This window comes from Pseudomonas sp. CG7, assembly GCF_023701885.1.
GTDB lineage: Bacteria > Pseudomonadota > Gammaproteobacteria > Pseudomonadales > Pseudomonadaceae > Aquipseudomonas > Aquipseudomonas zanjanensis.
The window spans coordinates 52,018-76,814 of sequence record NZ_JABAEE010000029.1 but is presented as its reverse complement, the minus strand read 5'-3'; the positions used below and the strand labels follow the sequence as shown (position 1 = coordinate 76,814).

The 24,797-nt window shown below is 59.2% G+C and carries 23 protein-coding genes; 6 read left to right on the top strand and 17 right to left on the bottom strand.

Annotated features, from left to right (window positions below; all coding sequences use genetic code 11):
* Positions 1-21: 21 nt before the first annotated feature.
* Positions 22-747 (top strand): 4'-phosphopantetheinyl transferase family protein, encoded by a 726-nt coding sequence (locus HGO40_RS14105; RefSeq protein ID WP_250963488.1) that lies wholly within the window; start codon positions 22-24, stop codon positions 745-747.
* A gap of 145 nt (positions 748-892) precedes the next feature.
* Here the strand turns inward: HGO40_RS14105 and HGO40_RS14100 are convergent, their stop codons facing one another.
* Both HGO40_RS14100 and HGO40_RS14095 read right to left on the bottom strand, forming a co-directional pair.
* A complete protein-coding gene (locus HGO40_RS14100) occupies positions 893-2,503 on the bottom strand; it encodes an ATP-binding protein (RefSeq protein ID WP_250963486.1) in 1,611 nt (536 codons plus the stop codon).
* Positions 2,500-3,222: a response regulator gene (locus HGO40_RS14095; protein ID WP_186707042.1), complete on the bottom strand. Its 723-nt coding sequence runs from the start codon at positions 3,220-3,222 to the stop codon at positions 2,500-2,502. The genes HGO40_RS14100 and HGO40_RS14095 overlap by 4 nt, the downstream gene beginning before the upstream one ends.
* A gap of 860 nt (positions 3,223-4,082) precedes the next feature.
* Between HGO40_RS14095 and HGO40_RS14090 the strand changes: the two genes are divergently transcribed.
* Positions 4,083-6,974: a ribonucleoside-diphosphate reductase subunit alpha gene (locus tag HGO40_RS14090; protein WP_053124363.1), complete on the top strand. Its 2,892-nt coding sequence runs from the start codon at positions 4,083-4,085 to the stop codon at positions 6,972-6,974.
* Between the two features lie 272 nt (positions 6,975-7,246).
* Here HGO40_RS14090 and flgE read toward each other — a convergent pair whose 3' ends face one another.
* The 6 genes from flgE to HGO40_RS14055 form a co-directional block, all read right to left on the bottom strand.
* The gene (gene flgE, locus HGO40_RS14085) at positions 7,247-8,545 is read right to left on the bottom strand and encodes a flagellar hook protein FlgE (protein ID WP_250963485.1); all 1,299 of its coding nucleotides are present in this window, start codon (positions 8,543-8,545) and stop codon (positions 7,247-7,249) included.
* Between the two features lie 28 nt (positions 8,546-8,573).
* Positions 8,574-9,296: a flagellar hook assembly protein FlgD gene (gene flgD, locus HGO40_RS14080; RefSeq protein ID WP_250963484.1), complete on the bottom strand. Its 723-nt coding sequence runs from the start codon at positions 9,294-9,296 to the stop codon at positions 8,574-8,576.
* A gap of 15 nt (positions 9,297-9,311) precedes the next feature.
* Complete coding sequence (flgC, locus tag HGO40_RS14075) at positions 9,312-9,755, bottom strand: flagellar basal body rod protein FlgC (RefSeq protein ID WP_250963483.1); 444 nt, start codon at positions 9,753-9,755, stop codon at positions 9,312-9,314.
* A 3-nt stretch (positions 9,756-9,758) separates the two neighbouring features.
* On the bottom strand, positions 9,759-10,166 hold the full coding sequence (gene flgB, locus HGO40_RS14070; protein WP_186707045.1) for a flagellar basal body rod protein FlgB: 408 nt from the start codon (positions 10,164-10,166) through the stop codon (positions 9,759-9,761).
* A 354-nt stretch (positions 10,167-10,520) separates the two neighbouring features.
* Positions 10,521-11,348 carry a protein-glutamate O-methyltransferase CheR gene (cheR, locus tag HGO40_RS14060; RefSeq protein WP_003178919.1) on the bottom strand — a complete coding sequence of 276 codons (828 nt, stop codon included), beginning with the start codon at positions 11,346-11,348 and terminating at the stop codon, positions 10,521-10,523.
* Positions 11,349-11,407: 59 nt separating this feature from the next.
* Positions 11,408-12,334, bottom strand: coding sequence for a chemotaxis protein CheV (locus HGO40_RS14055; RefSeq protein ID WP_250963482.1), 927 nt, complete (start codon positions 12,332-12,334; stop codon positions 11,408-11,410).
* A gap of 78 nt (positions 12,335-12,412) precedes the next feature.
* Between HGO40_RS14055 and flgA the strand changes: the two genes are divergently transcribed.
* The 4 genes from flgA (at position 12,413) to HGO40_RS14035 (ending at position 15,018) form a co-directional block, all read left to right on the top strand.
* On the top strand, positions 12,413-13,177 hold the full coding sequence (flgA, locus tag HGO40_RS14050; RefSeq protein WP_250963481.1) for a flagellar basal body P-ring formation chaperone FlgA: 765 nt from the start codon (positions 12,413-12,415) through the stop codon (positions 13,175-13,177).
* A gap of 172 nt (positions 13,178-13,349) precedes the next feature.
* Positions 13,350-13,664 carry a flagellar biosynthesis anti-sigma factor FlgM gene (flgM, locus tag HGO40_RS14045; protein WP_186707049.1) on the top strand — a complete coding sequence of 105 codons (315 nt, stop codon included), beginning with the start codon at positions 13,350-13,352 and terminating at the stop codon, positions 13,662-13,664.
* Positions 13,665-13,711: 47 nt separating this feature from the next.
* Complete coding sequence (locus tag HGO40_RS14040; RefSeq protein ID WP_250963480.1) at positions 13,712-14,179, top strand: flagella synthesis protein FlgN; 468 nt, start codon at positions 13,712-13,714, stop codon at positions 14,177-14,179.
* A 92-nt stretch (positions 14,180-14,271) separates the two neighbouring features.
* Positions 14,272-15,018, top strand: a complete 747-nt coding sequence (locus HGO40_RS14035) for a flagellar regulator YcgR PilZN domain-containing protein (RefSeq protein ID WP_186707051.1) — start codon at positions 14,272-14,274, stop codon at positions 15,016-15,018.
* 60 nt (positions 15,019-15,078) lie between these two features.
* Here HGO40_RS14035 and HGO40_RS14030 read toward each other — a convergent pair whose 3' ends face one another.
* From HGO40_RS14030 to HGO40_RS13990, 9 genes are all read right to left on the bottom strand, one after another.
* Positions 15,079-16,434, bottom strand: a complete 1,356-nt coding sequence (locus tag HGO40_RS14030; protein WP_250963479.1) for an MFS transporter — start codon at positions 16,432-16,434, stop codon at positions 15,079-15,081.
* A gap of 70 nt (positions 16,435-16,504) precedes the next feature.
* Positions 16,505-17,746 carry a glutamine synthetase family protein gene (locus tag HGO40_RS14025; protein ID WP_250963487.1) on the bottom strand — a complete coding sequence of 414 codons (1,242 nt, stop codon included), beginning with the start codon at positions 17,744-17,746 and terminating at the stop codon, positions 16,505-16,507.
* Positions 17,747-18,088: 342 nt separating this feature from the next.
* Positions 18,089-18,781, bottom strand: coding sequence for a sensor histidine kinase (locus HGO40_RS14020; protein WP_250963478.1), 693 nt, complete (start codon positions 18,779-18,781; stop codon positions 18,089-18,091).
* The gene (locus HGO40_RS14015; protein ID WP_186707053.1) at positions 18,774-20,381 is read right to left on the bottom strand and encodes a tetratricopeptide repeat-containing response regulator; all 1,608 of its coding nucleotides are present in this window, start codon (positions 20,379-20,381) and stop codon (positions 18,774-18,776) included. The genes HGO40_RS14020 and HGO40_RS14015 overlap by 8 nt, the downstream gene beginning before the upstream one ends.
* A 542-nt stretch (positions 20,382-20,923) precedes the next feature.
* Positions 20,924-21,520, bottom strand: a complete 597-nt coding sequence (locus HGO40_RS14010; RefSeq protein WP_250963477.1) for an imm11 family protein — start codon at positions 21,518-21,520, stop codon at positions 20,924-20,926.
* A gap of 50 nt (positions 21,521-21,570) precedes the next feature.
* On the bottom strand, positions 21,571-22,440 hold the full coding sequence (locus tag HGO40_RS14005; RefSeq protein WP_250963476.1) for a hypothetical protein: 870 nt from the start codon (positions 22,438-22,440) through the stop codon (positions 21,571-21,573).
* 53 nt (positions 22,441-22,493) lie between these two features.
* Positions 22,494-23,108 carry a GAD-like domain-containing protein gene (locus tag HGO40_RS30665; protein ID WP_250963475.1) on the bottom strand — a complete coding sequence of 205 codons (615 nt, stop codon included), beginning with the start codon at positions 23,106-23,108 and terminating at the stop codon, positions 22,494-22,496.
* Positions 23,109-23,158: 50 nt separating this feature from the next.
* Positions 23,159-24,226, bottom strand: coding sequence for a hypothetical protein (locus HGO40_RS13995; RefSeq protein WP_250963474.1), 1,068 nt, complete (start codon positions 24,224-24,226; stop codon positions 23,159-23,161).
* Positions 24,227-24,236: 10 nt separating this feature from the next.
* Positions 24,237-24,788 (bottom strand): DUF6990 domain-containing protein, encoded by a 552-nt coding sequence (locus tag HGO40_RS13990; RefSeq protein WP_250963473.1) that lies wholly within the window; start codon positions 24,786-24,788, stop codon positions 24,237-24,239.
* Positions 24,789-24,797: the final 9 nt, after the last annotated feature.

Genomic DNA, 24,797 nt, shown 5'->3' with positions numbered 1-24,797 from the left:
CAACACTGCACAATGCCCGGCATCACGACACTCCCCACCCTCCCCGGCTGTTGCTCGCCCCTGGATGAGCACTGGCTATTGCCCGACGCCCTGCCCGATACGGTGCTGCTGAGCACCCGCTTCGACCCGTTGTTGCTGGTGGGCGCCGACTTCACCAACAGCGTCATCGAGCCGCCGGCGAGCATCCAGCGTTCAGTGGCCAAGCGTCAGGCAGAGTTCCTGGCCGGGCGGATCTGCGCTCGGGCGGCGTTGCAGCGACTCGACGGCCAGATTTGCGTACCGGCCATTGGCGAAGACCGCGCCCCGGTGTGGCCGGCGCATATCAGCGGCTCGATCACCCACAGCACGGGCCGGGCAGCGGCCATCGTCGCGAAAAAAGAACACTGGCAAGGCTTGGGCATGGACGTGGAGAACCTGCTCGACCCCGAACGCGCCGAACGCCTGGCCGGTGAAATCCTGACCTCGCCAGAGCTGCAACGCATGACCCGGCTCGCCCGTGATGACCAGGCCTTGTTGGTGACCCTGACCTTTTCAGTGAAGGAAAGTCTGTTCAAGGCGCTGTACCCCATTGTCAGGCAGCGTTTTTATTTCGAGCATGCCGAGGTGCTGGACTGGACACATGACGGCCAGGTGCGGCTGCGCTTGCTGACGGACCTGTCGACCGAATGGCACCATGGCAGTGAATTGCAGGCGCAGTTTGGGGTGAAGGATGGGCAGCTGTTGAGCCTGGTGGGGATCAGGGCCTGAGATTTTTTGGTGTCTGGGAGGGCCTCATCGCGAGCAAGCTCGCTCCCACAGGATTATTTGGGATGGCCTCAAGTTTTGGCCACAACATAAATCCACTGTGGGAGCGAGCTTGCTCGCGATGAGGCCAGCACAGGCGCCGCATATATCAAGACCTGTCCTGATGCCTCGGCCAACTCAAGCTGAACCACGCCCCACCCAGGCTCTTGCTCTTGCCGATCAGCGCCCTGCCGTCGTGCCAGGGGAGGATCCGCCGCACGATCGACAACCCCAGCCCATGGCCGCCCGACGCACGGGCGCGACTGTCGTCCAGGCGCAGGAACGGCTTGAAAATTCGCTCCCACGCCGCTTCCGGCACGCCGGGCCCGTCGTCTTCCACATCCACCCGGCAGCGCAACTGGCCCACCTGGTAACTGACCGTGACCTTGGAATGGGCGTGGCGCATGGCATTGCCCACCAGAATCTGCAACGCGCGATGCAGGAAGCGTGGCTCGGCCTCGACCCAGGCGCCGTCGCAATCAGCGGCCGACAGGCAGAGACCGCGTTCAACGGTGAGCCCGGCCCGCAACGGTCCCAGTTCATCGATCACCTGATTGACCAGCGCATCCAGATCCACCCGCTGGAAATTCAAGGCCGGTGAACCTTGTTCCAGTCGCGCGTAGGTGAGCAGTTCGTCCACAAGCCGATCCAGGTCTTCGATGTCGTGGTCCATGCCCGCCAGGTATTTGTCCCGGGCCTGGGGCGTGGTGGCGCTGCCGAGCATTTCCAGGCCGAAGCGCAGGCGCGCCACCGGGGTGCGCAATTCGTGGGACACCGCCCGCACCAGCTCGCGCTGGATCGCCAACAGTTGCTGCAGGTGTTCGGCCATGCCGTTGAACGCCGCAGCCAGTCGCCCGACCGAGTCGGCGCCTCGGGCGGGCACCCGGGTTTCCAGGCTGCCCTGGGCGATCTGGGTGGCGGCCGATTCCAGGCCACGCAACCGTCGCTCCAACTGACGCACCAACAGATAGACGATCAAGCCGATCAGACTCAAGCCCAGCGCCGCGATCAACACCAGCCATTGCGGCGGATAAGGGTTCATCTGGTACAGCGGGCCGATCTCCAGTACCCACGGCGTACCGACCATGCCAGCGAAGACCCGGATGGAGTCGCCGCCCTTGCCCAGGGCCATCACCGTATCGCCCTCGGACACCCGACGGCGCTGGTCTTCGTCCATGTCAGCCTGCTCGGCGGTCATGAGTCGCAGGTCGAAACCAAAGCCTTTTTCCTGCTCCAGTTGCGCCAACCGCTTGGGTTGCTCGGCCACCGGGTAACGCACCAGTTCGTCGGCCAACAGGTAAATGGTCGCGCGGGCCAGTTGCTCGCTGATCTGCTGGACCTCCCCCACCAACATCAATTGCTCGGCATCATTGACCAACCGGTAGACTTTTGCCGCGTGCGGCCCGGTCTGCTCGACCAGCGCCTGGCCGCGCAGCACACGGGTGCGCTGGCCGAGGTCAAGGTCGGTCTGGGTGAAGGTCTGCAACGCCAGGGGAATGCCCAGCAGGCGCTCCCACACTGCCAGCGCCCGGCGGCGCTCGGTGTCGTTCATCGGCCGCAGGTTGTCGGCCATCAACGAAAACGTGCCGTGGGCCAGGCGCTCGCGGTATTGCTCGCCGCGGGTCTGGTTGAGCAGGTGCAGGGCCAGCACACCGAGGACCGCCACCAACACCAGCGCGGCGCACATGCCGCCGTAAATACGCAGGAAGATCGAATTCACGGCGCCAGGTCTACGCAAGCTTCAGGAACGAACAGGTAGCCCTTGCTGCGGATGGTCTTGATCAGCCGTGGATGGTCCGGGTCGTCGCCGATCTTGGGGCGGATGCGCGAAATGCGCACGTCGATGGAACGGTCCTGGCCGTCATAACCAATGCCGCGCAGGGCGGTGAAGATTTCTTCCCGGGACAGGATGCGCCCGGCATTGGACACCAGCAGCCACAACAGGTCGAATTCGGCGCTGGTCAGCTCGATACCGTTGCCCTGCAACCAGGCTTCGCGCAGGGCATCGTCGACCACCAGCGGGCCGAATTGCAGGCGCCGCGGCTTCTGCGCCGTACTCGGCTCCGGCTCGCTGCGCCGCAGCAGGGCCTGGATGCGCGCCAAGAGCAGACGCGGGCGAACCGGCTTGCAGACGTAGTCATCGGCGCCCAGGTCCAGGCCTTGGATCTGATCGGTGTCGTCGGTGCGAGCGGTGAGCATCAGGATCGGCCCGTCATACTGCTGGCGCACTTTACGGCAAATGCTCAGGCCGTCTTCGCCGGGCAGCATCAGGTCGAGGACCACCAGGTCCGGCTGCTCGGCAATGATCCGCGCCGCCGCCACCGCGCCGTCGCCTTCGATGGCGACACGCAATCCGTTGCTTTCGAGGTATTCCCGGGTCAGCTCGGCCAGACGCTGGTCATCCTCGACGATCAATACCTGCCAGGCTTCTTGTTCCACTGGGGCCTCGTCTTGCTGCGAATAAAAAAGGAAGGATCAGCACAAAACCCTGTGGCGAGGGAGCTTGCTCCCGCTGGGCTGCGAAGCGGCCCCAAAAACTTGCGAGCGCTGCGCACTCGAGCGGGAGCAAGCTCCCTCGCCACAAAGTGCCCGCTTCAGCTATTCGGATACAGCTCCCCCATCTTTTTGTCATGTTAAAGGAGGATAAACACACCCATGCATGGGCCGATTGTATAAACGTCGCCTGCGCAGAAAACAAGCAGACAAATGCGTTTCGATCGGGTGGGTTTTCTGTGGTAACGTCCGCGCCCGCAAAAACCTTCAAGCTGTTTTCGAATCGTCGAAACCGCTGAAAAAAGGTCCACTCCAGCTAGGTCGCGGCCTACAGAGCTGTTCCACGTTTCGCACACAAATTACGCACAGGCTTATCCACAGGTAGTACGTTGCATACCCCCCCAAAACGCATTATCTTGTAGCCCGCCGCGCAAAAAACCCTACATGTAGGGTTTCAGGCCAAAAACCAAACACAAGTCGGACAGAGAATTCAAGCGCTTTTCTTGCTTCTGTCCAACTGAAACATCGCATTTCCCCAAGCCCAGACCGCCCCTGCGGATGGCAACTGTTTCAAGGTCCGAAACGACCGAAACGGTACGGGTGTTGCAGTCAATTGCTGCCACCCCGGCAACCCGGTTTCGAGCCCCGCTCGCAACCTGAGAACTTCGGATGGAAGCGGCATTAAACGCCTGCTTCCTACTGTCCCGAAGTTGTTATGCCCGGCGCCAGTCGGTTGTAGTGCTTCAGGACGGAACGGTGGGCACCGTGATGGTGCCCAAACAAACATAGAGAACGTGGAGACACCCATGCACACCGACACAACTCGCGAGAACCCGCAGGGCACCGCGCCGCTGGCCGCCGATTCGAGCCCGGATCTGTCCGCCACCGCGCCGGGCCAACTGCGTGTGATCAAGCGTAACGGCACTGTCGTTCCTTACACCGATGACAAGATCACCGTCGCCATCACCAAAGCGTTCCTCGCAGTTGAGGGCGGCACCGCTGCCGCTTCGTCGCGAATCCACGACACCGTGGCCCGCCTGACCGAACAGGTCACCGCGACCTTCAAGCGTCGCATGCCGTCGGGCGGCACCATCCACATCGAAGAAATCCAGGACCAGGTCGAACTGGCCCTGATGCGTGCCGGCGAGCAGAAAGTGGCCCGCGACTACGTGATCTACCGTGACTCCCGCGCCAAGGAGCGTGCTACCCGCTCCCCTGCCGACGCCCCGGTCCAGGCCCACCCTTCGATCCGCATCGCACGCGCCGACGGCAGCCTCGCGCCGCTGGACATGGGCCGCCTGAACACCATCGTCACCGAGGCCTGCGAAGGCCTGGAAGAAGTCGATGGCGACCTGATCCAGCGCGAAACCCTGAAGAACCTCTATGACGGCGTCGCCCTCAAGGACGTCAACACCGCGTTGGTGATGACCGCGCGGACCCTGGTGGAACGCGAGCCGAACTACTCCTTCGTGACCGCCCGCCTGCTGATGGACACCCTGCGTGCCGAAGGCCTGAGCTTCCTGGAAGTCGCCGAGAGCGCGACCCACCACGAAATGGTCGACCTGTATGCCAAGGCCCTGCCAGCCTACGTCGCCAAGGGTATCGAATTCGAATTGCTGAACCCGGTCCTGGCCGAATTCGACCTGGAAAAACTCGGCAAGGCGATCAACCACGAGCGCGACCAGCAGTTCACCTACCTGGGCCTGCAAACCCTGTACGACCGTTACTTCATCCACAAGGATGGCGTGCGTTTCGAACTGCCGCAGATCTTCTTCATGCGCGTGGCCATGGGCCTGGCCATCGAAGAGAAGCAGCGTGAAGACCGTGCGATCGAGTTCTACAACCTGTTGTCGTCCTTCGACTACATGGCCTCGACCCCGACCCTGTTCAACGCCGGCACCCTGCGTCCGCAGCTGTCGAGCTGCTACCTGACCACCGTTCCGGACGACCTGTCGGGCATCTACGGCGCGATCCACGACAACGCCATGCTGTCGAAATTCGCCGGTGGCCTGGGTAACGACTGGACCCCGGTTCGCGCATTGGGCTCGTACATCAAGGGCACCAACGGCAAATCCCAGGGCGTCGTGCCGTTCCTCAAAGTGGTCAACGACACCGCCGTTGCGGTCAACCAGGGCGGCAAGCGCAAGGGCGCGGTCTGTGCCTACCTGGAAACCTGGCACATGGACATCGAAGAGTTCATCGAGCTGCGCAAGAACACCGGTGATGACCGTCGTCGCACCCACGACATGAACACCGCCAACTGGATCCCGGACCTGTTCATGAAGCGCGTCTTCGATGACGGCAAGTGGACCCTGTTCTCGCCATCCGAAGTGCCGGACCTGCACGACCTGACCGGCAAGGCTTTCGAAGAGCGCTACGAGTACTACGAAGCCCTGACCGAGTACAACAAGATCAAGCTGTTCAAAGTCGTCCAGGCCAAAGACCTGTGGCGCAAGATGCTGTCGATGCTGTTCGAGACCGGCCACCCATGGCTGACCTTCAAGGACCCGTGCAACCTGCGCAGCCCGCAGCAGCACGTGGGCGTGGTCCACAGCTCGAACCTGTGCACCGAGATCACCCTGAACACCAACAAGGACGAGATCGCGGTCTGCAACCTGGGCTCGATCAACCTGCCGAACCACATCGTCGACGGCAAGCTGGACACCGCCAAGCTGCAACGCACCGTGAACACCGCCGTGCGCATGCTCGACAACGTGATCGACATCAACTACTACTCGGTGCCGCAAGCGAAGAACTCCAACTTCAAGCACCGGCCGGTGGGCCTGGGCATCATGGGCTTCCAGGACGCGCTGTACCTGCAGCACATCCCGTATGGTTCGGACGCTGCGGTCGAGTTCGCCGACAAGTCCATGGAAGCGGTCAGCTACTACGCGATCCAGGCTTCCTGCGACCTGGCCGACGAGCGTGGCGCCTATGAGACGTTCCAGGGTTCGCTGTGGTCCCAGGGCATCCTGCCGCTGGACTCGCAACAGATCCTGATCGCCCAGCGCGGCCAGAAGTACATCGACGTCGACCTGAACGAATCCCTGGACTGGGCACCGGTTCGCGCCCGTGTGCAGAAAGGCATCCGTAACTCCAACATCATGGCCATCGCACCGACCGCCACCATCGCCAACATCACTGGCGTGTCGCAGTCGATCGAACCGACCTACCAGAACCTGTATGTGAAATCGAACCTGTCGGGCGAATTCACCGTGATCAACCCGTACCTGGTTCGCGACCTCAAGGCTCGCGGCCTGTGGGACTCGGTCATGATCAACGACCTGAAGTACTACGACGGTTCGGTGCAGCAGATCGAACGCATCCCGCAAGAGCTCAAGGCGCTCTACGCGACCGCGTTCGAAGTGGACACCAAGTGGATCGTCGACGCCGCCAGCCGTCGCCAGAAGTGGATCGACCAGGCTCAGTCGCTGAACCTGTACATCGCCGGCGCTTCGGGCAAGAAGCTGGACGTGACCTACCGCATGGCCTGGTACCGTGGCCTGAAAACCACCTACTACCTCCGTGCCCTGGCCGCCACCAGCACCGAGAAGTCGACCATCAACACCGGCAAGCTGAACGCGGTTTCCAGCGGCGGCAACCACGGTGACGATTCGGTCCTGGCTGCTCCAGCCGGACCTGCGCCAGTGCCGAAGGCCTGCGCGATCGACGAGCCGGATTGCGAAGCTTGCCAATAAGCTGAGCGGGTGGGCGTGTAAAAGCGCCCGCTGAAGAAGCCCCCGATAGACCGCTGGTTTATCGGGGGTTTTCTTTTGCCTGGGATAAGGTGCTGATTGACCTACCGCTTTCGCGAGCAGGCTCGCTCCCACAGGGATATGTGTACACAGGTCCCAATGTGGGAGCGAGCCTGCTCGCGAAGAGGCCGGGACAGGCAACACAAAATAGCCGCCCACAAAAAAGCCCCTCTTGCGAGGGGGCTCCTTGTGCAGCCTTCAAACAGCCATCGACATCAAGCCATCTGAATGATGGTCTGCATGATGGTGCTCTGGGTGGAGATGGTCTTGGCGTTCGCCTGGTAGTTGCTTTGCGCCTTGATCAGCTCGACCAGTTCGTTGGTCAGGTTGACGTTGGACTCTTCCAAGGAGTTGGAGACGATCGAACCCAGGGTACCGGTCTGTGGCGCATCGTAGCCCGGGATGCCCGAGGCGAAGGTTTCTTTCCAGCTGGTGCCGCCTACAGGCTGCAGGCCCTGCTCATTGGTGAAGCTGGCGAGGGCGAGCTGGCCGATCGGCTTGGTCTGGTTGTTGCTGAAGTTGGCCAGCAAGACGCCGCTGCCGTCGATGGTCAGGTTGGTGATCTGGCCGGTGGCGTAGCCGTTCTGGGTTGGGATCGAGCGGGCAGTGTCGGCGTTGAACTGGGTGGTGTTGCCCATGGAAATCGTAATGGTCGGTGCGCTGGAAGCGCCGTTGGCGGTCCATGTCCCGTTGGTCACGGTGCCCGGAACCCAGCCGGTCAATACCAGATCGCTGTTGACGGTCGCTGGCGGAGTGGTGACCGTGGTCAATCTGCCGCTCGAATCGAAGATCATGGTCGAAGGAACAGGCGCGGTCGCACCAGTCGTGGTCGGTGCGGTGCCGTTGAGGTTACGGCCGTCGATCAAGGTGTAGACATTCCAAGTGTTGCCAGCCGTCTTGACCATGTACTGGTCCATCGAGTGCTGGTTACCCTGGGTGTCGTAGATCGGGGTGGTGAACTGCTTGGTGAAGGTAGCGGTGTCGGCCGGATTGAACGCGGCAGTGATCGGCGTCGCTGTCGAGTTCAGGTTGATGGTCGACGATACCAGGCTGGTGGCGGTTGGCGGCAGGTTCGAGGTGTCGATGCGCAGGTCGGTCAGGATGCCGTTCTGGATCTTGCCGTTGGCATCCACGCCATAGCCCTGCAGGCGCGAGGTGCCATCGCTGTTGGTGATGAAGCCTTCCTTGTCGGTCTTGAACGTACCGGCACGGGTGTAGCTCAGGGAACCGTCGTTGCTCAGGACAAAGAAGCCCTGGCCCTGGATGCCCATGTCCAGCACGTTGCCGGTGTTGTTCACGTCACCCTGGCCGAATTGCTGGGAAACGTTGGCCAGGCGCACGCCGTTGCCGACGGTCTTGCTGCCCGAACCCAGCTTGGTGGCCGAGTAGACGTCTTCGAATTCCGCACGGGACGATTTGAAACCGGTGGTCGCCACGTTGGCGATGTTGTTGCCGGTCACGTCCAGCTGTTTGTTGGCTGCATAGAGACCGCTAAGGCCGATGTTGAAAGACATGTTGACTCCTTTTGCCGGTTAGTCGGCTCTACATACCAATAGTTTGTACTTTGGACAGGGCAATGCTGCCCAGCCCGGCCAGGTTGAGCATCAGCTCACCGCCCGTCTGGCTGATCGTCACGCTGCTGACCGTGGCCGGCAGGTTGGTGATCAGCGACGTGGCCTTGCCATCGATGGTGGTCGAGGCCGCGAAGGTGTAAGTGCCCGATTCAACGACCGTGCCCGCATCGTTCTTGCCATCCCAGATGAAGGCGGAATTGCCGGCGTTCTGACTGCCCAGGTCGATGGTGCGAACGGTCTTGCCGTCCTTGTCCACGATCTTGACGGCGACGGAGGACACCGATGCTGGTACCACCACCGTGCCGTTGAGGCTCTTGGAGGTGTCGACCACGGCCTTGTCACCGGGCGCGATCACCGACCGACCGACCAGGGACGAAGCCTGCAGCGCCTGGGACGAGTTGTAGTTGCCAGCGATGCCGCTGACGGTGTCGTTGAGCGTGGTGATGCCTTCCAGGCTGCTGAATTGCGCCAACTGGGCAACGAACTCGCCGTTATCCTGTGGCTCCAGCGGGTTCTGGTTTTTCAGCTGGGTCACGAGCAGTTGCAGGAACGCATCCTTGCCCAATTCCTTCTTGCCGGTGGCAGCGGTGGTCGCTGCGCCCAGGCCATCGGTCGTGGTGTTGGTCTTGACCGAGGAGTTGGCCAGAATCTCGTTGAGGCTCAAACCGCTGGTAGTGTTGGTAACGCTCATGTGACTCGCCCCTTATCACTGACCGAGGGTCAGGACCTTCTGCATCATGGCTTTGGCGGTGTTCATCATTTCGGCGTTGGTCTGGAACGAACGACTGGCGGAAATCATGTCGGCCATTTCTTCGACGACGTTGACGTTCGGGTAGTAGACGTAACCCTTGGCGTCCGCGGCCGGATGATTCGGCTCATAACGTGCTTCGAGGTTGCTCTGGTCTTCGACCACGCCGAGCACCTGCACGCCCTGCCCCGCCGCGTCCTGGTCCTGGAACAGCGAGTCGCTGCCGCCGGACTGGCCGCCCTGGAACATGGTGGCGAATACCGGGTGGCGGGCACGGTAGGTCTGGTCGATGCTCGACGAAACGGTCTCGGCGTTGGCGATGTTACTGGCGACGGTGTTCAGGCGAGTGGTCTGGGCACTCATGGCACTGCCGGCAATGTTGAATACGCTAGCGATCGACATGGCTTATTCTCCACGCAGGGCCGATACCAGCCCTTTGAACTTGCTGTTGAGCAGGGTGAAGCTGGCCTGGAAGTTCACGGAGTTTTCCGCGTAGTTGGACTGTTCCAGTTGAGCGTCCACGGTGTTCTGGTCGATCGACGGCTGCATCGGCGTGCGATACATCAGCGATTCGTCGCCGCTGCCCACGCCTTCGGCTTCGATATGACGATTGTTGGTCATGTTCAAGGCGAAGTGGCCGTTCTTGGTCTTCTCGTTCTGCTCGGCGAGCACCTTGGAGAAGTCCAGGTCACGCGCCTTGTAGTTCGGGGTGTCGGCGTTGGCAATGTTGTTGGCCAGGACTTCGGCACGTTGGGCGCGGAAGCTCAGGGCCTGTTCGTGGATACCGAGCGCTTTATCGAAGCTGATGCTCATGTCGGAAACCTTTGGGTGACCAGAATGTACGTACGATGGCTTTAGCAAGCGTCGTGCCACTTTCAGAAGCCCCGTAAACCGGGGCTTTGCGGGGATCGGCAAAGCGGCAATGCCAGAAAAGCGGCAATCGGCTTCCGCTGGCTGCCGCTTTTCTGCCGCTTTCGCCAGGCAATGGGGAGCAAATGTGGGAGCGAGCTTGCTCGCGATGGCGGTGTGTCAGTCAAGATTGATGTCGTCTGCAATACCGCTATCGCGAGCAAGCTCGCTCCCACAGGGGACGCGGGTGAATGAAAAACAGCGGGCAAAAAAAAAGGGAGCCCCATGGGACTCCCGTTTTTTCTGAAACCAAGCCAATCACTTCGCCTGGTAGATGATCCCCGGGCTGCACTGGACCATCTGGTAATGATCCGGCAAACCGTTCAACGCCTCGGAGGCGCCAAGGAACAGGTAGCCACCCGGCTTGAGCGTGCTATGGATACGCAGCAGGATGTCTTTCTTCACTTCGGCGGAGAAGTAGATCAACACGTTGCGGCAGAACACGATGTCGAACTTGCCCAGGCTGGCGTAGCTGTCCAGCAGGTTGAACGAACGGAACTCGACCCGGCTCTTGATCGGCGCCTTGACCACCCACTTGCCCGGCCCTTTCGGGTCGAAGTAGCGTTGCAGGCGGTCCGGCGACAGGCCACGGCCGATGGCCAGGCTGTCGTACTCGCCGGTCTTGCAGTTATTGAGCATGGTGCCGGACAGGTCGGTGGCAACGATCTGCACGCCACCTTTCAACTGGCCCAGGTTGGTCCGCTCGAACTCATCGATGGACATCGACAACGAATAGGGTTCCTGCCCCGACGAACAGGCCGCCGACCAGATCCGCAGGCGCTGGCCCGGGCTGGCCTTGATGGCCGCCGGCAGCACTTTGTTCTTCAGCACCTCGAAGGGATAGGTGTCACGAAACCACAAGGTTTCGTTGGTGGTCATCGCGTCCACCACCATCTCGCGCAAGCCGCTGCGCGGTTGGGTCTGGATACGCTGCACCAGCTCGCCCAATGACTTGAGGCCCTGTTGCTCCATCAATTTATTGAGACGGCTCGACACCAGGTACTGCTTGTTTTCACCAAGCAGGATGCCACAGGCTTTTTCCAGGAAGACCCGGAACTGTTCGAAATCCAAATTACCCGTAGACAAGATACCGCCTCTTTCATTCGTGTTGACTTGCCGGACGCACAACGCGCCCGACCTCTACTTTATTCGGCTGCCTTGATCCGATCGACGACCCGGGAAGCCAGGTCATCGGGGCGGAATTTCGCCAGGAAATCGTCGGCACCGACCTTCTTGACCATCGCCTGGTTGAAAACACCGGACAACGAAGTATGCAAGATGATGTGCAGCTTTTGCATACGCGGGTCGCTGCGGATTTCCGAGGTCAGGGTGTACCCGTCCATCTCCGGCATCTCGATGTCGGAGATCATCATCAGGAACTCTTCCTCGGGCTTCTTGCCCTCATCGACCAGCTTGCGCAGGTAATCCAGCGCCTGTCGCCCGTCGTTCAACGCCACCACATCGACGCCGACCGTTTGCAGGCAACGAGTGACCTGCTTGCGGGCCACCGAAGAATCGTCGACGGTCAGCACCCGCAGCGAAATCGCCTTGTGCTGGGTCTCGGCGTCCACCACGCCCGCGGAGATCGCTTCCGGCGTGGGTGCCACTTCGGCGAGGATTTTCTCCACGTCGATGATTTCCACCAACTGGTTATCGACCCGCGTCACCGCCGTCAGGTAGTGATCGCGACCGGTGCCCTTGGGCGGCGGATGGATCTCTTCCCAGTTCATGTTGACGATGCGCTCCACCGAGCGCACCAGGAAACCCTGGGTCTTGGTGTTGTACTCGGTGATGATCACAAACGGATTGCGCTGGTCCAGCAGCCGACCGGAACCGGTCGCCATCGCCAGGTCGAGAATCGGGATGGTCGCACCCCGGATATTGGCCACACCGCACACGACGGGGCTGGACTTGGGCATCAGGGTCAGCTTGGGGCATTGCAGCACCTCGCGGACCTTGAATACGTTGATCCCATACATTTGTTGGCCGTCGAGACGGAACAACAACAGCTCCAGGCGATTCTGACCGACCAGCTGAGTGCGCTGGTTTACCGAATCCATTACTCCCGCCATGCCCTGACTCCTACCTAACGCTAATGTGTCCGACGCGCATTCATCACTAAACGGCACGGGGCTTGCTATTGAACCGGCATGAACGCACAAACGACATTTTCTCGACGCCTGACCACTCACTGCCGCCACTGGCTCGGTGCACTGTTGGCTGCCTGCCTGTTCACCTCGGGCGGTCCTGCCCTTGCGGCGGTTCCGGTTACCTTGCCTGATCTCCTTATCGGCGTCACTCAGGGCTTTCTTGAATTCACCGTAGAAGACTATCTGGCAACCAGTCAAACCGAAGGTCGTTACGAAATCGAAGTCAACCAGCTCGACCCGCGCCTGCGCATGCCCATGTGTGACAAGGAATTGACTGCTTCCCTGGAGAGCCCGGCCCGGCCCCTGGGGCGCGTCACGGTGAAGGTCCGTTGCGACAGCGCCGCGCCCTGGACGGTGTTCGTGCCCGCTCAAGTGCGCCTGTTCCGGGAAATTGTCACCACCACCCGTCCGCTCAAGCGGGCCGGGATCGTCGAGCCACAGGACGTCATGTTGCGCGAACGCGACATCAGCCAGATCACCCAGGGTTTCCTGACCTCGGTCGATCAGGCCATCGGGCAGAAACTTGTCCGACCAATGGTCGCCGACCAGGTCGTGACACTGGTGCACCTGGAGCAGGCCGAGGTGGTCCGCAAGGGTGACCAGGTGGTCATCACCGCCCGCAGCGGTTCCCTGGCCGTGCGGATGCCCGGCGAGGCCCTGTCCAATGGCGGCATGCGTGAACAGATACGAGTAAAAAACCTTAACTCCCAGCGCGTCATCAAGGCGCAGGTGATGGCCCCAGGCCAAGTGGAAGTGGCGATGTAATGACCTGGTAAAGGAGGTAGAAAGCTGGCGCTTGATCCCGGTGTTCCCTAGACTGTGCCTTATGCAAAGGCAAGCGCAGACGTGCGCACGTTCATTGAATAAATGAGCCTAAAGTTTTTTTGGGAATGGCCGAAAACATGGCAAGCGTCCAAATACCCAGAGGTTTTTTACCATGGTCATCGACTTCAATCGTTTAAACAGCTCTTCACCGCTGACAGGCACTACGCGTACCAGCGCCACCAAGGAAACCGTCGAAACCGACAAATCCGCGCCGCTGTCCACGCCAGCCGAAGTCAGCAACGGGGAGTCGGTACACCTCAGCAATGAGGCTCAGCAGTTGCAGAAGCTCACTGACAAGCTGCGCGATCAACCTGTCGTCAACAACGCCCGCGTGGCCGAGTTGAAAGCAGCCATCGCCGATGGCAGCTACAAAGTCGACAGCAACCGCGTAGCCAGCAAACTGCTCAACTTCGAAGCCCAGCGCTAGGCCGCCGCCTGCGCCAGGCTTTTGGACGCTAAGACCCAAGGCCAGCCATGCACGACACTCAATTATTGCAACTGATCATCGACGACTTCGTACCAGCGCAACAATTGCTGGAGTTATTGCAGGCCGAATCCGTGGCCCTGCACGGTCGTGACATGCCTTTGCTGGAAAACATCCTGGCGCAGAAACAGGCACTGATCATCTTGCTCGACCAGCATGGCCGCAAGCGCAGCGAGATCCTCGCCAGCCTCAACCTGCCCGCCAATCATGACGGCCTCGAGCAATTGGCCAGCCAATCGACGATCGGCGATCAGTTGCTGTCCCAGAGCAAGGTGCTCAACGACCTGCTCGCCCAATGCCAGGCGACCAACGCCCGTAACGGCCAGTCGATCCAGATGCAGCAGGCCGCCACCGCCAACCAATTGCGCATTCTCAACGGCGGCGAGATCCCGACACTGTATGACGCCAGCGGTTCGACGGCCAGAATGGTCAAGCACCGTCCGCTCAGCCAGGCATGAAACGAACTATGCCTTCGCTCTATCAACGCGCGAAACATGCTGGCAAAATGCTAGCCATTCGTAGTCGTATTTTGCCTGGAGATTGACCCACCGTGTTCAATGCCTCAAACGCGGATGATGCTCCGCAGCCACCCAAGGTCCTTACCACGCCCCTGGAAATCTCCGGCAACCTGCGGATGCTGCAAGATAGCCACGACCCGCTGATCATTACGTTCCATGAACGTACCCAGCGCTTTCAGAGTTATCTGGTCAATGTCGATCGCGAGACCAATTCCATCGCCCTGGATGAAATGATTCCCCGGGACGGCGAGCGCTTCCTACTGGCCGGCGAGCCGTTTCGCGTCGAGGGCTTCCATGACGGCGTGCGCATCGCGTGGGATGGCAAGGGCCCGCTGACCATCGATGAATCCAGCGACGGTCGCTGCTACCGCGGCGCCCTGCCCGACGAGGTGGTCTACCACCAACGTCGCAACGCCTTCCGCGCCGCCCTGAAACTGGCGCAACTGGTGAGCGTTGAACTGGGCGGTGACAAGATGAAGTCCCCCGTAGAAGGCAAGCTGCTGGACATTTCCGCCACCGGTTGCAAGTTGCGTTTCGACGGCGATATCACCGAGCGACTGCAATTGGGCCAAGTGTACGAGCGCTTCGTCGCAGCCCTGCCGTTTGGCAACATGACCGCCCCCGTCGAGCTGCGCTACCTGCACTTCGAAGAACGATTCAACACTACGTTCGCCGGCGTACGCTTCCACAACATCAGCGGCCTGGTGCAACGGCAAGTCGAGCGGTTCGTCTACCAGCTCCAGCGCGAAGCCCGCCGCTTCGACAAAGACGACCTCTGATCCTCAAGGCATGAAAAACGGGCAGTCCCTTGCGGTGACTGCCCGTTTTTTATGCCTGTTTCAAGGCCTGGCCTGGGTAAAACTGGGCCCCTCGGGCTCCTCGGTTTCCGCAGCGCCTTCGGCGGCTGGCTCAGGCTCCGCGTCCGGATTGGGCGATGTCTGCATCTGCTCCTGAACGACCTGCTCGTCGACCCTTGGATCAAGGCACGCCACCAAGGGCGAGCTGGTCATGTTGTCCGGCATGGCCACATGGTGCAGCGGTGCATCATCGACCTGATGCAGATTGGTGACCGCTTTCGGCCGAATCCGCCACACGAGCACCAACGCAAACAAAGCGAAGAAGCCATACAGCATCTGGCTGCCGTACAGCTTCATCAGCACGCCGGCCACCAATGGGCCGATACTGGCGCCCACGCCGTAGGTCACTAACAGCATCGCCGTGAGCGACACCCGGCGATCGCCCTCGACGTGGTCGTTGGAAAACGCCACCGCCAGCGGATACAGGCAAAACTGCACCAACGAACAGCAGCACCCCGCGACGAACAATATTTCCAGCGGCACCTTCGACAAAATGGCCAGGGGCAATGCACACACCGCCAGGGCCAGAGCGAAGCAGCGGATCAACAGTGCCCGGTCATAACGATCCGATAGCCAGCCCAGCGGCCACTGCACCAGCAGGCCGGCAAAGATGCAGCTACCCATGAACAGGCCGACCTGTTCGGTGCTCAGGCCCTGCTGGGAGGCGTAGAGCGGCGCCAGACCGTAGAAGGAACCGACGATCAGCCCCGAGCCCAACACCGTGGTCAAAGACTGTGGCACGCGTTTTATAAAGAAACGCGGCTCCATCGGTGCCGGATGCAGCGGTGCCGGGTGAATCCGCCGGGTCAGCGCCACCGGCACCAGGCACAGGGCGAAACACAGCGCCACCAGCATCAGCAGTTCCAGGCCCAGGGCCGGGTGCATGACCAGGATCAACTGCCCCAGCACCACCCCCAGGTACGAGGCGATCATGTAGCCGCTGAACACCACACCGCGCTGCTTGGCGTCGGCCTGTTCGTTGAGCCAACTCTCGATGACCATGTACTGGCACATCATGCCGAGGCCAACGATCATCCGCAGCACGATCCAGGCCGGCAGCCAGTTCACCAGGCCATGGCCCAGCACCGCCGCCCCGACGATCCCGGCACAGGCCGAGTAGGCGCGAATGTGCCCGACGCGGGCGATCAGCCGGTGACCGATCTTGCCGCCCAGCACTAGGCCGAAATAGTTGGCGGCCATCAGCGCACCGACCCAGAGGCTGTCCACATGGTCGGCGGCCAGGCGCAAGGCCAGGTAAGTACTCAAGAGGCCCGAGCCGATCAACATCATCAGCGAGGCGAAATAAAGCGCTCGAAAAGGTTTCCAGATTTGGCGCATCGGCGTTCCGAGCGGCTCCTTGAGGTAAGTAAGGGCTATCCGTTGAAGATAGCCCGAATGCGACGGTTCGTTAGGCCTGGGCCGCGAGGACACGCCGCTCCCAGGGCGTGATTTCGTCAAAGAAACTGGTCAGTTCCAGGGTCTTGGAGGCGATGTAGCCTTCGATGAACTCCGTGCCGAACAGTTCCTTCGCCAGATGACTACGCTTCAGACGCTCCAGGGCGGCATGCAAGGTACATGGCAGCGATAGATTATCTGGCACTTCGAATTCGCCCTGGATCGCCGCGCTCGGCTCCAGGCGATGTTCGATCCCATACAGCCCGGCGGCCAGGCTGGCGGCAATTGCCAGGTAGGGGTTGGCATCGGCCCCGGGCAAGCGGTTCTCGACCCGTCGGGCCACCGGCGAGCTGGCGGGAATCCGCAACCCGGCCGAACGGTTGTCATGGGACCAACACGCATTGTTCGGCGAAGCGAACGGATGGCACAGGCGTTGGTAGGAATTCACGTTCGGCGCGAACAACGCAGTGAAGTCCGCCAGGCACGCCTGTTGCCCGCCGATGAAATGCCGGAACGTGGCCGTCGGTTCGCCCGCTTCGTCGCTGAACACGTTGCGGCCACTGTCCGCCTCGACGACGCTCTGGTGGATATGCATCGAGCTGCCCGGCGTGTGGGCCAGGGGCTTGGCCATGCAGACCACGGTCAGGCCGTGCTTGAGGGCGACTTCCTTGAGCAGGTGCTTGAACAGGAAGGTCTGGTCCGCCAGCAACAAAGGGTCGCCGTGCAGCAGATTGATCTCGAACTGGCTCACGCCCATTTCGTGCATGAAGGTGTCGCGAGGCAAGCCCAGCGCCGCCATGCAGGCATAGACTTCGCTGAAGAACGGGCGCAGGCCATTGTTGGAACTGATGCTGAACGCCGATTGGCCGTCTTCGCGCCGTCCATCCAGGCCCATCGGCGGCTGGAACGGCTGGGTCGGGTCCGGGTTGGGGGCGAATACGAAGAACTCCAGCTCGGTCGCCACCACCGGCGCCAGGCCAAGGGCCGCATAACGCGCGACAACTGCCTTGAGCTGGCCGCGTGTCGAGAGCCGGGAGCTTTCACCGGTCAGTTCGTCGGCGTCGCAGATCGCCAGGGCACGGGGCTGTTGGCTCCAGGGCAGGCGGTGGATCTGTTTCGGATCGGCCACCAGCGCCAGGTCGCCGTCGTCGCTGCCGTAGAAACGCGACGGCGGATAACCGCCCATGATGCATTGCAGCAGCACGCCCCGCGCCAACTGCAACCGCCGGCCTTCGAGGAACCCCTCGGCGGTCATCACCTTGCCCCGCGGCACGCCATTCAAATCCGGCGTGACACATTCAATCTCATCAATGCCCGTCAGTCGCTGCGCGAGTGAACGCTGGCCATCGGTCGTCATGACGCAATCCTTGTTATGTGCGAGCCGCGAACGGCAACCCGTACAAAATAGGCTCCGGCTGTTCGGAATATCAAGCACCCACAAACAATAAACACCGAGTGCGGGGAATGTGAGGTCCAGTGTGGGAGCGGGCTTGCTCGCGAAAGCGGTGTGTCAGTCAGCACAAGTATGACTGATGTACCGCTTTCGCGAGCAAGCCCGCTCCCACAGGGGATTTGTGGTGTTTTTTTAAGGGCACGCTCAGGGCAAGTAAAGCCGGAACCCCCCACCGCCCAACACACCGCCATTGGCATTCTCGGTCCGCCCGCTCACGCCGCCGCGCTGGTGCAACCCGGCGATCCGCGCGGCGAAATACAGGCCCAGCCCGGTGCTGCCGCTGCTGTGGTTGATGCCCTGCACATACTCGGCCTGACGCTCGATCATCTCTGGCGGGTAACCCTCGCCGTCGTCGTTGATGGTCAGCACCAGTTGCCCGGCTTCGTCGCTCACACTGATCAACAGTGCCTGGCGCGCATGGCGAATGGCGTTATTGATGCAGTTGTCGAGCACCGAGGCGACCAACTCGCGGTCGAAAAAACCCAGCGGGCTGAGCGGATCGACGTCGTAGGTGGCCATGATCCCACGGCTGCGAAACACATCCTGATGGCCGGCCAGTTGCGCCTCGATGAAGTCATCCAGCTCATGGTAGGCCGGGTGCAGTGGCAACTGGTTGACGCCGAGCTTGTACAACCCCAGCAACTGCACCATGAGACCGTTGAGATGGGCAAACTCGAACTCGATGACGCCCTGCTCCGAGGTCTGTCGCTCGGATTCGGGCAAGCGCTCGAGCCATTGCCCATGCGCCTGCATGAGCAAGGTCAGGGAGTTTTTCATGTCATGCACGGTCGACGCGATCACCGTGGAAAAATCGAGTGCCTGTTCGCTGTCATTCATCGCCAAATGCCTTGCTTCGCAGTTTTTGATAGCGCGCAAAACGCGCATCGGTATCGGGCATCATGCCCACCAGTTTCAGGCAGGCACGGCACTCCTGCAGCAGTTCCGACTCCACAGTGGTGTCGGTGCCATGCAGCAGCGATTGCGCCATGTTCAGGGCAATACTGATGTTCTTCGGTTGCATCTTCAGGGCGCGGCGGAACAGCTCTCGCGCCTCCGGCAATGCACCAGTCTTGTAGACCCGCACGCCCTCGCGATTCAACTCGGCGGCGGCATTGCCCTGGTTGAGGATGTTCGGGTCGTCGGTGAGCTTGGCGATGCCTTGCATCACCGTCGGGTCATCACCGTAGATCTCCGCGCAGTTCTTGAGCATCGACTCGCCGGCGCTGGTCTGGCCAAGCATTTGCAACTGCTTGGCCACCAGCAACGCGGCCTCGGCGCTCATGAACTGCTCCATGCCATCGAGGCGCTGCAAGGCCTGTTCGGTGAGCTTTTCGGCGGTTTCGGCATCGTTGAGCAACAGGCTCGTGGCCTTCATCAACCGCGCCCGGACCTGCAATCCGGGGTCGTTGAGGTTCTCCTTCGCCACGGCGCTGAGGGTCGTGTTGATCTCCAGCCGCGTCCGGGTGTCGAGGCCTTTTTCGCTGCCCTTGCTGATCAGCGCATGGGCCAGGCCGAGGTTGCTTTCCGGGTCCTTGAAGCGCGACTGCGCGCCCTGCCCCACCGCTTGGCGATAGGCCCGGGACGCCGTGTCGAAGTCTTCGTTGGTCATCGCCAGCTTGCCCAGCAACGATTGACGGCGCACCGCCAGCGGCGACAGGCGCACTGCCTCTTCCAGCACGTGCTGCGCCTGCTTGGTGTCGCCTTCGGCCATCAACACTTCGGCCATGCCGTCGTACAACGCCGGCATCATCGGAAAGACTTTCAGGGCTTTTTCATAAACGGCCTTGGCCTGCGTCACCTGGCCGCGCTTGAACATCAACTTGCCCAACCCCGCGTAGGCCCACGGTAATGGGCGATCGGCGATGATCGAGTTGTACAGCCGCTCAAGGGCTTCATTCTGATTCAGGTCGCGCAACGCATCGGCGCGATAACGCAGGCACAACGGCCCGTAGCGCGGGTCCTGCTTGCACAGGGCGATGCAAGCATTGAGCACTTCCATCGGCTTGCCACGGTCGAGGGCTTGCAGGATCGGCTTGAGCAGGGTCTTGCGTTGCTCGAGCCGCTCCAGCCGCTGGGCCAGGCCAGAGCGATTGAATGGCTTGGTCAGGTACGCATCCGGCTCGTGCTCCAGGGCACTGAGCACCATCGCCTGACTGGTCTCGGCGGTCACCATGAGGAAGACACTTTCATGGCTGATCAACTTCTCGACCATCAGGTCTTCCAGCACCTGCTGGCCATTCTTGCGCCCGTCGCCCAGGTGATAGTCCTGCAGGATGAAGTCATAGCGCTTCTGCGAGCACATGCGCAGCGCCACTTCACCGGTGTCGGCGGTGTCCACGTCCTTGACGCCCAGCTCACGCAGCATGGAGCGGATCGAACTGCGGAAATCCGAGAAATCATCGACGATCAAAAAGCTTTTTTGGTGGTACGCCAGCATCGAGGATGTCCAGGCAAGTAAAAAAATAACCCAATGGCATAACAACGAAACGCCGTGTCACAACCCCGAGGCGCGCAGATGATAGTCACCAGCCAGCACCGTTCAAGGGATTTCAGCACCCGCTTGGCCTGGCTGTGTCGTGACGCACATTGCGAGCCGAAACGCTGGAGAGAAACGGGCTCATCAGGTTATCGGCAGGCGATGGCGTTCCGTTAAGGAGAAGGTGTGGGAGAAACCGAGTGCAGACGACCTGCCAATCGCAGAGCCATGGCAAACAAAGAATCTGTGGCGAGGGGATTTATCCCCGCTGGGTCGCGAAGCGGCCCCAGTAAGCAGACACCCGATCATACTGATACAACGCGAGCACAAACTCAGGGGGCTGCTCCGCAGCCCAGCGGGGATAAATCCCTCGCCACGATAAATCCCCTCGCCACAGCGGATGATGTAAGGCCCTCCCCCCTCGGCTCAATCCTATTCTTTACAACCACCGTAGCAGGCGATTCAGCCTCTTGCCTCGCCGGGTGCCTACTGGCTTTCGCGAATCAGCAAATAACTTTACCTTCGCCATTCACTCCCTCGAATAGCATTCCTGTGAGCCCCGCTCGCTCCAGCCGAAGCTTCACCTCCTCGCTAACGATCAATGCCCCCAAGTGTTTCTTGACCCGAAAAATATGTTTTCCCTGAACCCTGGCAGGATCAATGACGAGACTCAGAAAGACGCTGTATTCGCCGGCTCGATCTGGTCGTACGGGATCATTGACCTCATATTTTTTGAAAGCGGAACGTGATTCGTCTACGCAATCCACTTGGGTCTCAACGATCACTACATAATGACGATCATGAGCGTGCTCCCCCGCAACCGTCACGGGCTCAAGCACGACATTCATATACGGTTCATCAACGTCGGGAATGCCCACCAATGCGTCCCTGGCTTTTTCGCTCAGGATCGGCACAGAGGCATATCCAGCCAAGGAAAAGTCCAGACTCACACCTTCCTCACGAACCTCGAGGGCGTAGGTACACGGCTCCATGTACTCAGAAGGGGGGTCGATGAAGAGCCAGTTGTTACAGTGTTTGATATCGCCCAGGTACCAGCGCTCAGGAAACTGCACGTCTTCCCGCAATAAGTAATACTTCATTCAGCTCACCGCATGTCATTGCTTAACTGAAAAAAGGGTCGCGCCTGCGTCTAAAGCCCGAAGAAACGCTCGTAGGCCGTTTCCATCCGGACAGCAAGTTGATCAGGAACGATGACGAGGCTTTCTAGCGCAGCCGTCTCTGCGGACAACAACGGACTCGACACCGCTGGAGCAGTCAAACCCAGTTGCTGTCGGACCTGGAGAATCGCGTGGATCTCTAAAGGCAACAGATCGAAAGGCGCATGCTTGAACTCAGGGTCCCAGGCCCCACCGTTGTCTTCAGCGTTGGATAAGTGATATCGACAAAGCGCTTCCAACGCATCAGCTAGCCCTTGCTCATTTGTCCATTCGTCTATCACGTTTTGATAAATGCCCAGATCCATCGACTTGATGTCCGGAAGCGCAGCACCTTGCGAATAGACTGAATAAAGCCAGAGCATGAAAGGTTCAAATCGACGCCGTTCAAGATAGCTCGAATCGACGGCGCCTTTGATGGACAACATTCCGGCAAGCACATCGGCCACGGATGCAGCCAGATCACGACGATCAACCGCTATCAACCCGGCCAGCAAGCACCCAGCAATGCTTAACTGGTTAGTCAGATTGGGGACGGTTTGGATGCCTTGAAGAAAACTCGTTTTGGAGAAAGCCCTGGCCTTGAGCATCAGCGCCCAATAACGGTACATCATCGAGCGCGAGACGTATTCCCAGCCAGAAGCCTCTCCGTCACTGATCGCGACTTCGCCTCGAATGCCGTAATAAGTCGCCAGCATCCCCAACGAGTCAGCCACATTGTCCAATCCGCTTAATGAGTCGCTGGCCAGATCCTCATCGATAAAATCAAGCTCTTGAGCCGTCAGGCCTTCCGACTGTGACAGCCAGCGCCGGTGTTGGTGAAGCCGGACGTTGATTTCATCCATTTCGATATGCTCCTTTTACACTAGTACAACGCACTTCCGCTTACTGTGCCCACTCAGGAACGCATCTGTCGAAGGCTCGTTAAGTGAACCTCTAAATTGCACTTAACCAACTGATCCAGCGAAGCCGCCCCTCCAACAAACAATGCTTGCTCAAAACCGTAGACCTCATGCTCGTCAAGTGCACCCAACTTTTCTAGGGCTCGCTCAAATAAAAACTCACCTTGACTATCCTCCAGATCATAACGTTCCTTATCAGACATAGCGAAAAATGTCTGAATGGCTAGATCCGGGGTTTTATTAGGTACATTCAGTTTATTCATCAACGCGACGATAGACCCCGTCGGACATGAAACAACAATTTTCTGATTGTATTTCTCGCCCCAAGCATACAACGTTCCAAAAGCACTCCGGGCAATAACGTGGTAACTATCTATTTGCGAAAGTTCAGTATCGGCTAACCACGTATCGAGCAGGTGTTTGTAATCGTCCGGATCCAACGTCCAGAAAAGTCCATTGGCATACCCACACCAACCTTCTTTCTGCCAATAGGTGAGCAACGCGTCCGGCAGTACCGCCCTATATTTCGCAACCTGGGAATCAAGCACCGGCCGATGTGATGTAGCCTCACCCATTACACCAATGAAGCACTCAAAATCTTCGTCTCGCACCTGTGCTCCCGTAACTCAACGCCAAATTTTATTTCCTGAACCTGACCGCCTTATTCCTGGTTAGCCACTAAGAAGCCGCTTTCGGTGAGAGCACACCTTCCGCCAGCCCGCCAGAATTTGAAATAGGACGCCAAATCAATATCAAATTTAAACAACGGCTGCCCAATATACCAAGCGAGATAGTAGTCCGCAGCCAATCCATAGAACGCCTCAAACAGCGCATAAGTCTGCTCGGTATCAGAAACTCTGCTCTCCCTGATTGCATCCCCAATTTCATCAAACAACCAATAATGAGGAATATCTTGCTGAAGCCAGTGATCTATATCGTGACCATCAACAAAAAGCACCTGGGCACTTTCACAAATTTTTAGAACCTCGGAATCACCGAGCACCCCGCACACTCTTTCTTGCTCCTTGAACCACTCCCAGCCTAGCTGAATTAATTCGTCCTTTCCAACTTTAAGTCTTGGCAAGAGATACAGAGACTTCTCTATATCTCCAGAGGCTAGAACGCGCTCCGTTCTATCAGCCAACTCTTCCGAAAACGGAAAATAGCTGAATATCCGTCGAAGCTCCTCGGAACCACTTTGCGCTTTCAACAATCCCAAAAAGTGAGATTTATCGAAGACCGCCCTGCCTTCACAGAAGGCACACCAGTCGGACAATAAAGACTTCATACCTACTTCCCTCCAGCTTTTGGTAGAGGCAGCAGTAAACCAGGATCTATTTTCCACCTGCTTTGAAGTACACCCCTTAAACGCCTCAATCACTTTTGGCAACTGCTCATTCACAACAAGCTTATAATCAATAGCCTTGTTTGATACTTTAAATCCAAAACGCAAGTGCTCGTCATAGGAGGCCCTATCCTCATATATGTATCGATCACCACGATACGCATAGTCCCCCACAAACCGAAGCCCTCTGATAGGAAGCTTAACAGTATAGGTAGCAATCAACCCGTCGCCACAACTCGGGGTGGACGGTAGCTCAAGACCTGCGAATCCTAAAAGAGCACCAATCCGAGACATCCTATCCATGACTTCAGCATGCCGCTGATCTATAGATAAAGCTCTGTCAGGACGCGCATAAAACCATAGTTCTATATCTGCTGCATTCATGGAGTTTTGATTATTTACTTTCTTTAGCTATCATAAGTGCCCGCTCGATCATTTCGGAAGTAATGTAAGGCACAAATCCGAGCCTGTCGCCTTTCTCAAAACTTTTTTTATATTCTTCTAAGCGCCCAGTATCACCTGTTATTGCTAGAGCCGCCAAATGTCGGATAGGCATTGCACCTTTAGCTTCAGTTGGCAGCCTCCTATAAACCGCCAGCCCTTCGTCAATACTCTGAGAGCGAGCCCAAGAGATAGCCTTCTCAGACAGCCTAATAACATCATCACTAGAAAAACTGAACAGTTTTTCCGGAGCTTCATTTCTAACTATAACCGGAGCATTACCACCGCCATCGCCCAATATGATAGAAACAGCCTCCGAAAACTCTTTGGATGAGATGGAGGCAATAAGCGAAACCCGAAAATGTTCCGAGCGCTTACCCACAGATGGGATAATCTGCAGTTGGACTCCTCCGACATCAGTGACACAAAAATAATCACCAACTTCATCCTTGCTACAAACCCAGCCCTGCTCGCTCAAGATCAATACAACATTTTCCCTTCCCATTACCTCGCC

Bases quoted from the DNA above. Each gene is read 5' to 3' on its own strand.
- HGO40_RS14090 (WP_053124363.1), top strand. From the start codon at position 4,083: ATGCACACCGACACAACTCGCGAGAACCCGCAGGGCACCGCGCCGCTG.
- flgE (WP_250963485.1), bottom strand. From the start codon at position 8,545: ATGTCTTTCAACATCGGCCTTAGCGGTCTCTATGCAGCCAACAAACAG.
- flgD (WP_250963484.1), bottom strand. From the start codon at position 9,296: ATGAGCGTTACCAACACTACCAGCGGTTTGAGCCTCAACGAGATTCTG.
- flgC (WP_250963483.1), bottom strand. From the start codon at position 9,755: ATGTCGATCGCTAGCGTATTCAACATTGCCGGCAGTGCCATGAGTGCC.
- flgB (WP_186707045.1), bottom strand. From the start codon at position 10,166: ATGAGCATCAGCTTCGATAAAGCGCTCGGTATCCACGAACAGGCCCTG.
- HGO40_RS14055 (WP_250963482.1), bottom strand. From the start codon at position 12,334: ATGGCGGGAGTAATGGATTCGGTAAACCAGCGCACTCAGCTGGTCGGT.
- flgA (WP_250963481.1), top strand. From the start codon at position 12,413: ATGAACGCACAAACGACATTTTCTCGACGCCTGACCACTCACTGCCGC.
- flgM (WP_186707049.1), top strand. From the start codon at position 13,350: ATGGTCATCGACTTCAATCGTTTAAACAGCTCTTCACCGCTGACAGGC.
- HGO40_RS14040 (WP_250963480.1), top strand. From the start codon at position 13,712: ATGCACGACACTCAATTATTGCAACTGATCATCGACGACTTCGTACCA.
- HGO40_RS14030 (WP_250963479.1), bottom strand. From the start codon at position 16,434: ATGCGCCAAATCTGGAAACCTTTTCGAGCGCTTTATTTCGCCTCGCTG.
- HGO40_RS14025 (WP_250963487.1), bottom strand. From the start codon at position 17,746: ATGACCGCCGAGGGGTTCCTCGAAGGCCGGCGGTTGCAGTTGGCGCGG.
- HGO40_RS14020 (WP_250963478.1), bottom strand. From the start codon at position 18,781: ATGAATGACAGCGAACAGGCACTCGATTTTTCCACGGTGATCGCGTCG.
- HGO40_RS14015 (WP_186707053.1), bottom strand. From the start codon at position 20,381: ATGCTGGCGTACCACCAAAAAAGCTTTTTGATCGTCGATGATTTCTCG.
- HGO40_RS14010 (WP_250963477.1), bottom strand. From the start codon at position 21,520: ATGAAGTATTACTTATTGCGGGAAGACGTGCAGTTTCCTGAGCGCTGG.
- HGO40_RS14005 (WP_250963476.1), bottom strand. From the start codon at position 22,440: ATGGATGAAATCAACGTCCGGCTTCACCAACACCGGCGCTGGCTGTCA.
- HGO40_RS13995 (WP_250963474.1), bottom strand. From the start codon at position 24,226: ATGAATGCAGCAGATATAGAACTATGGTTTTATGCGCGTCCTGACAGA.
- HGO40_RS13990 (WP_250963473.1), bottom strand. From the start codon at position 24,788: ATGGGAAGGGAAAATGTTGTATTGATCTTGAGCGAGCAGGGCTGGGTT.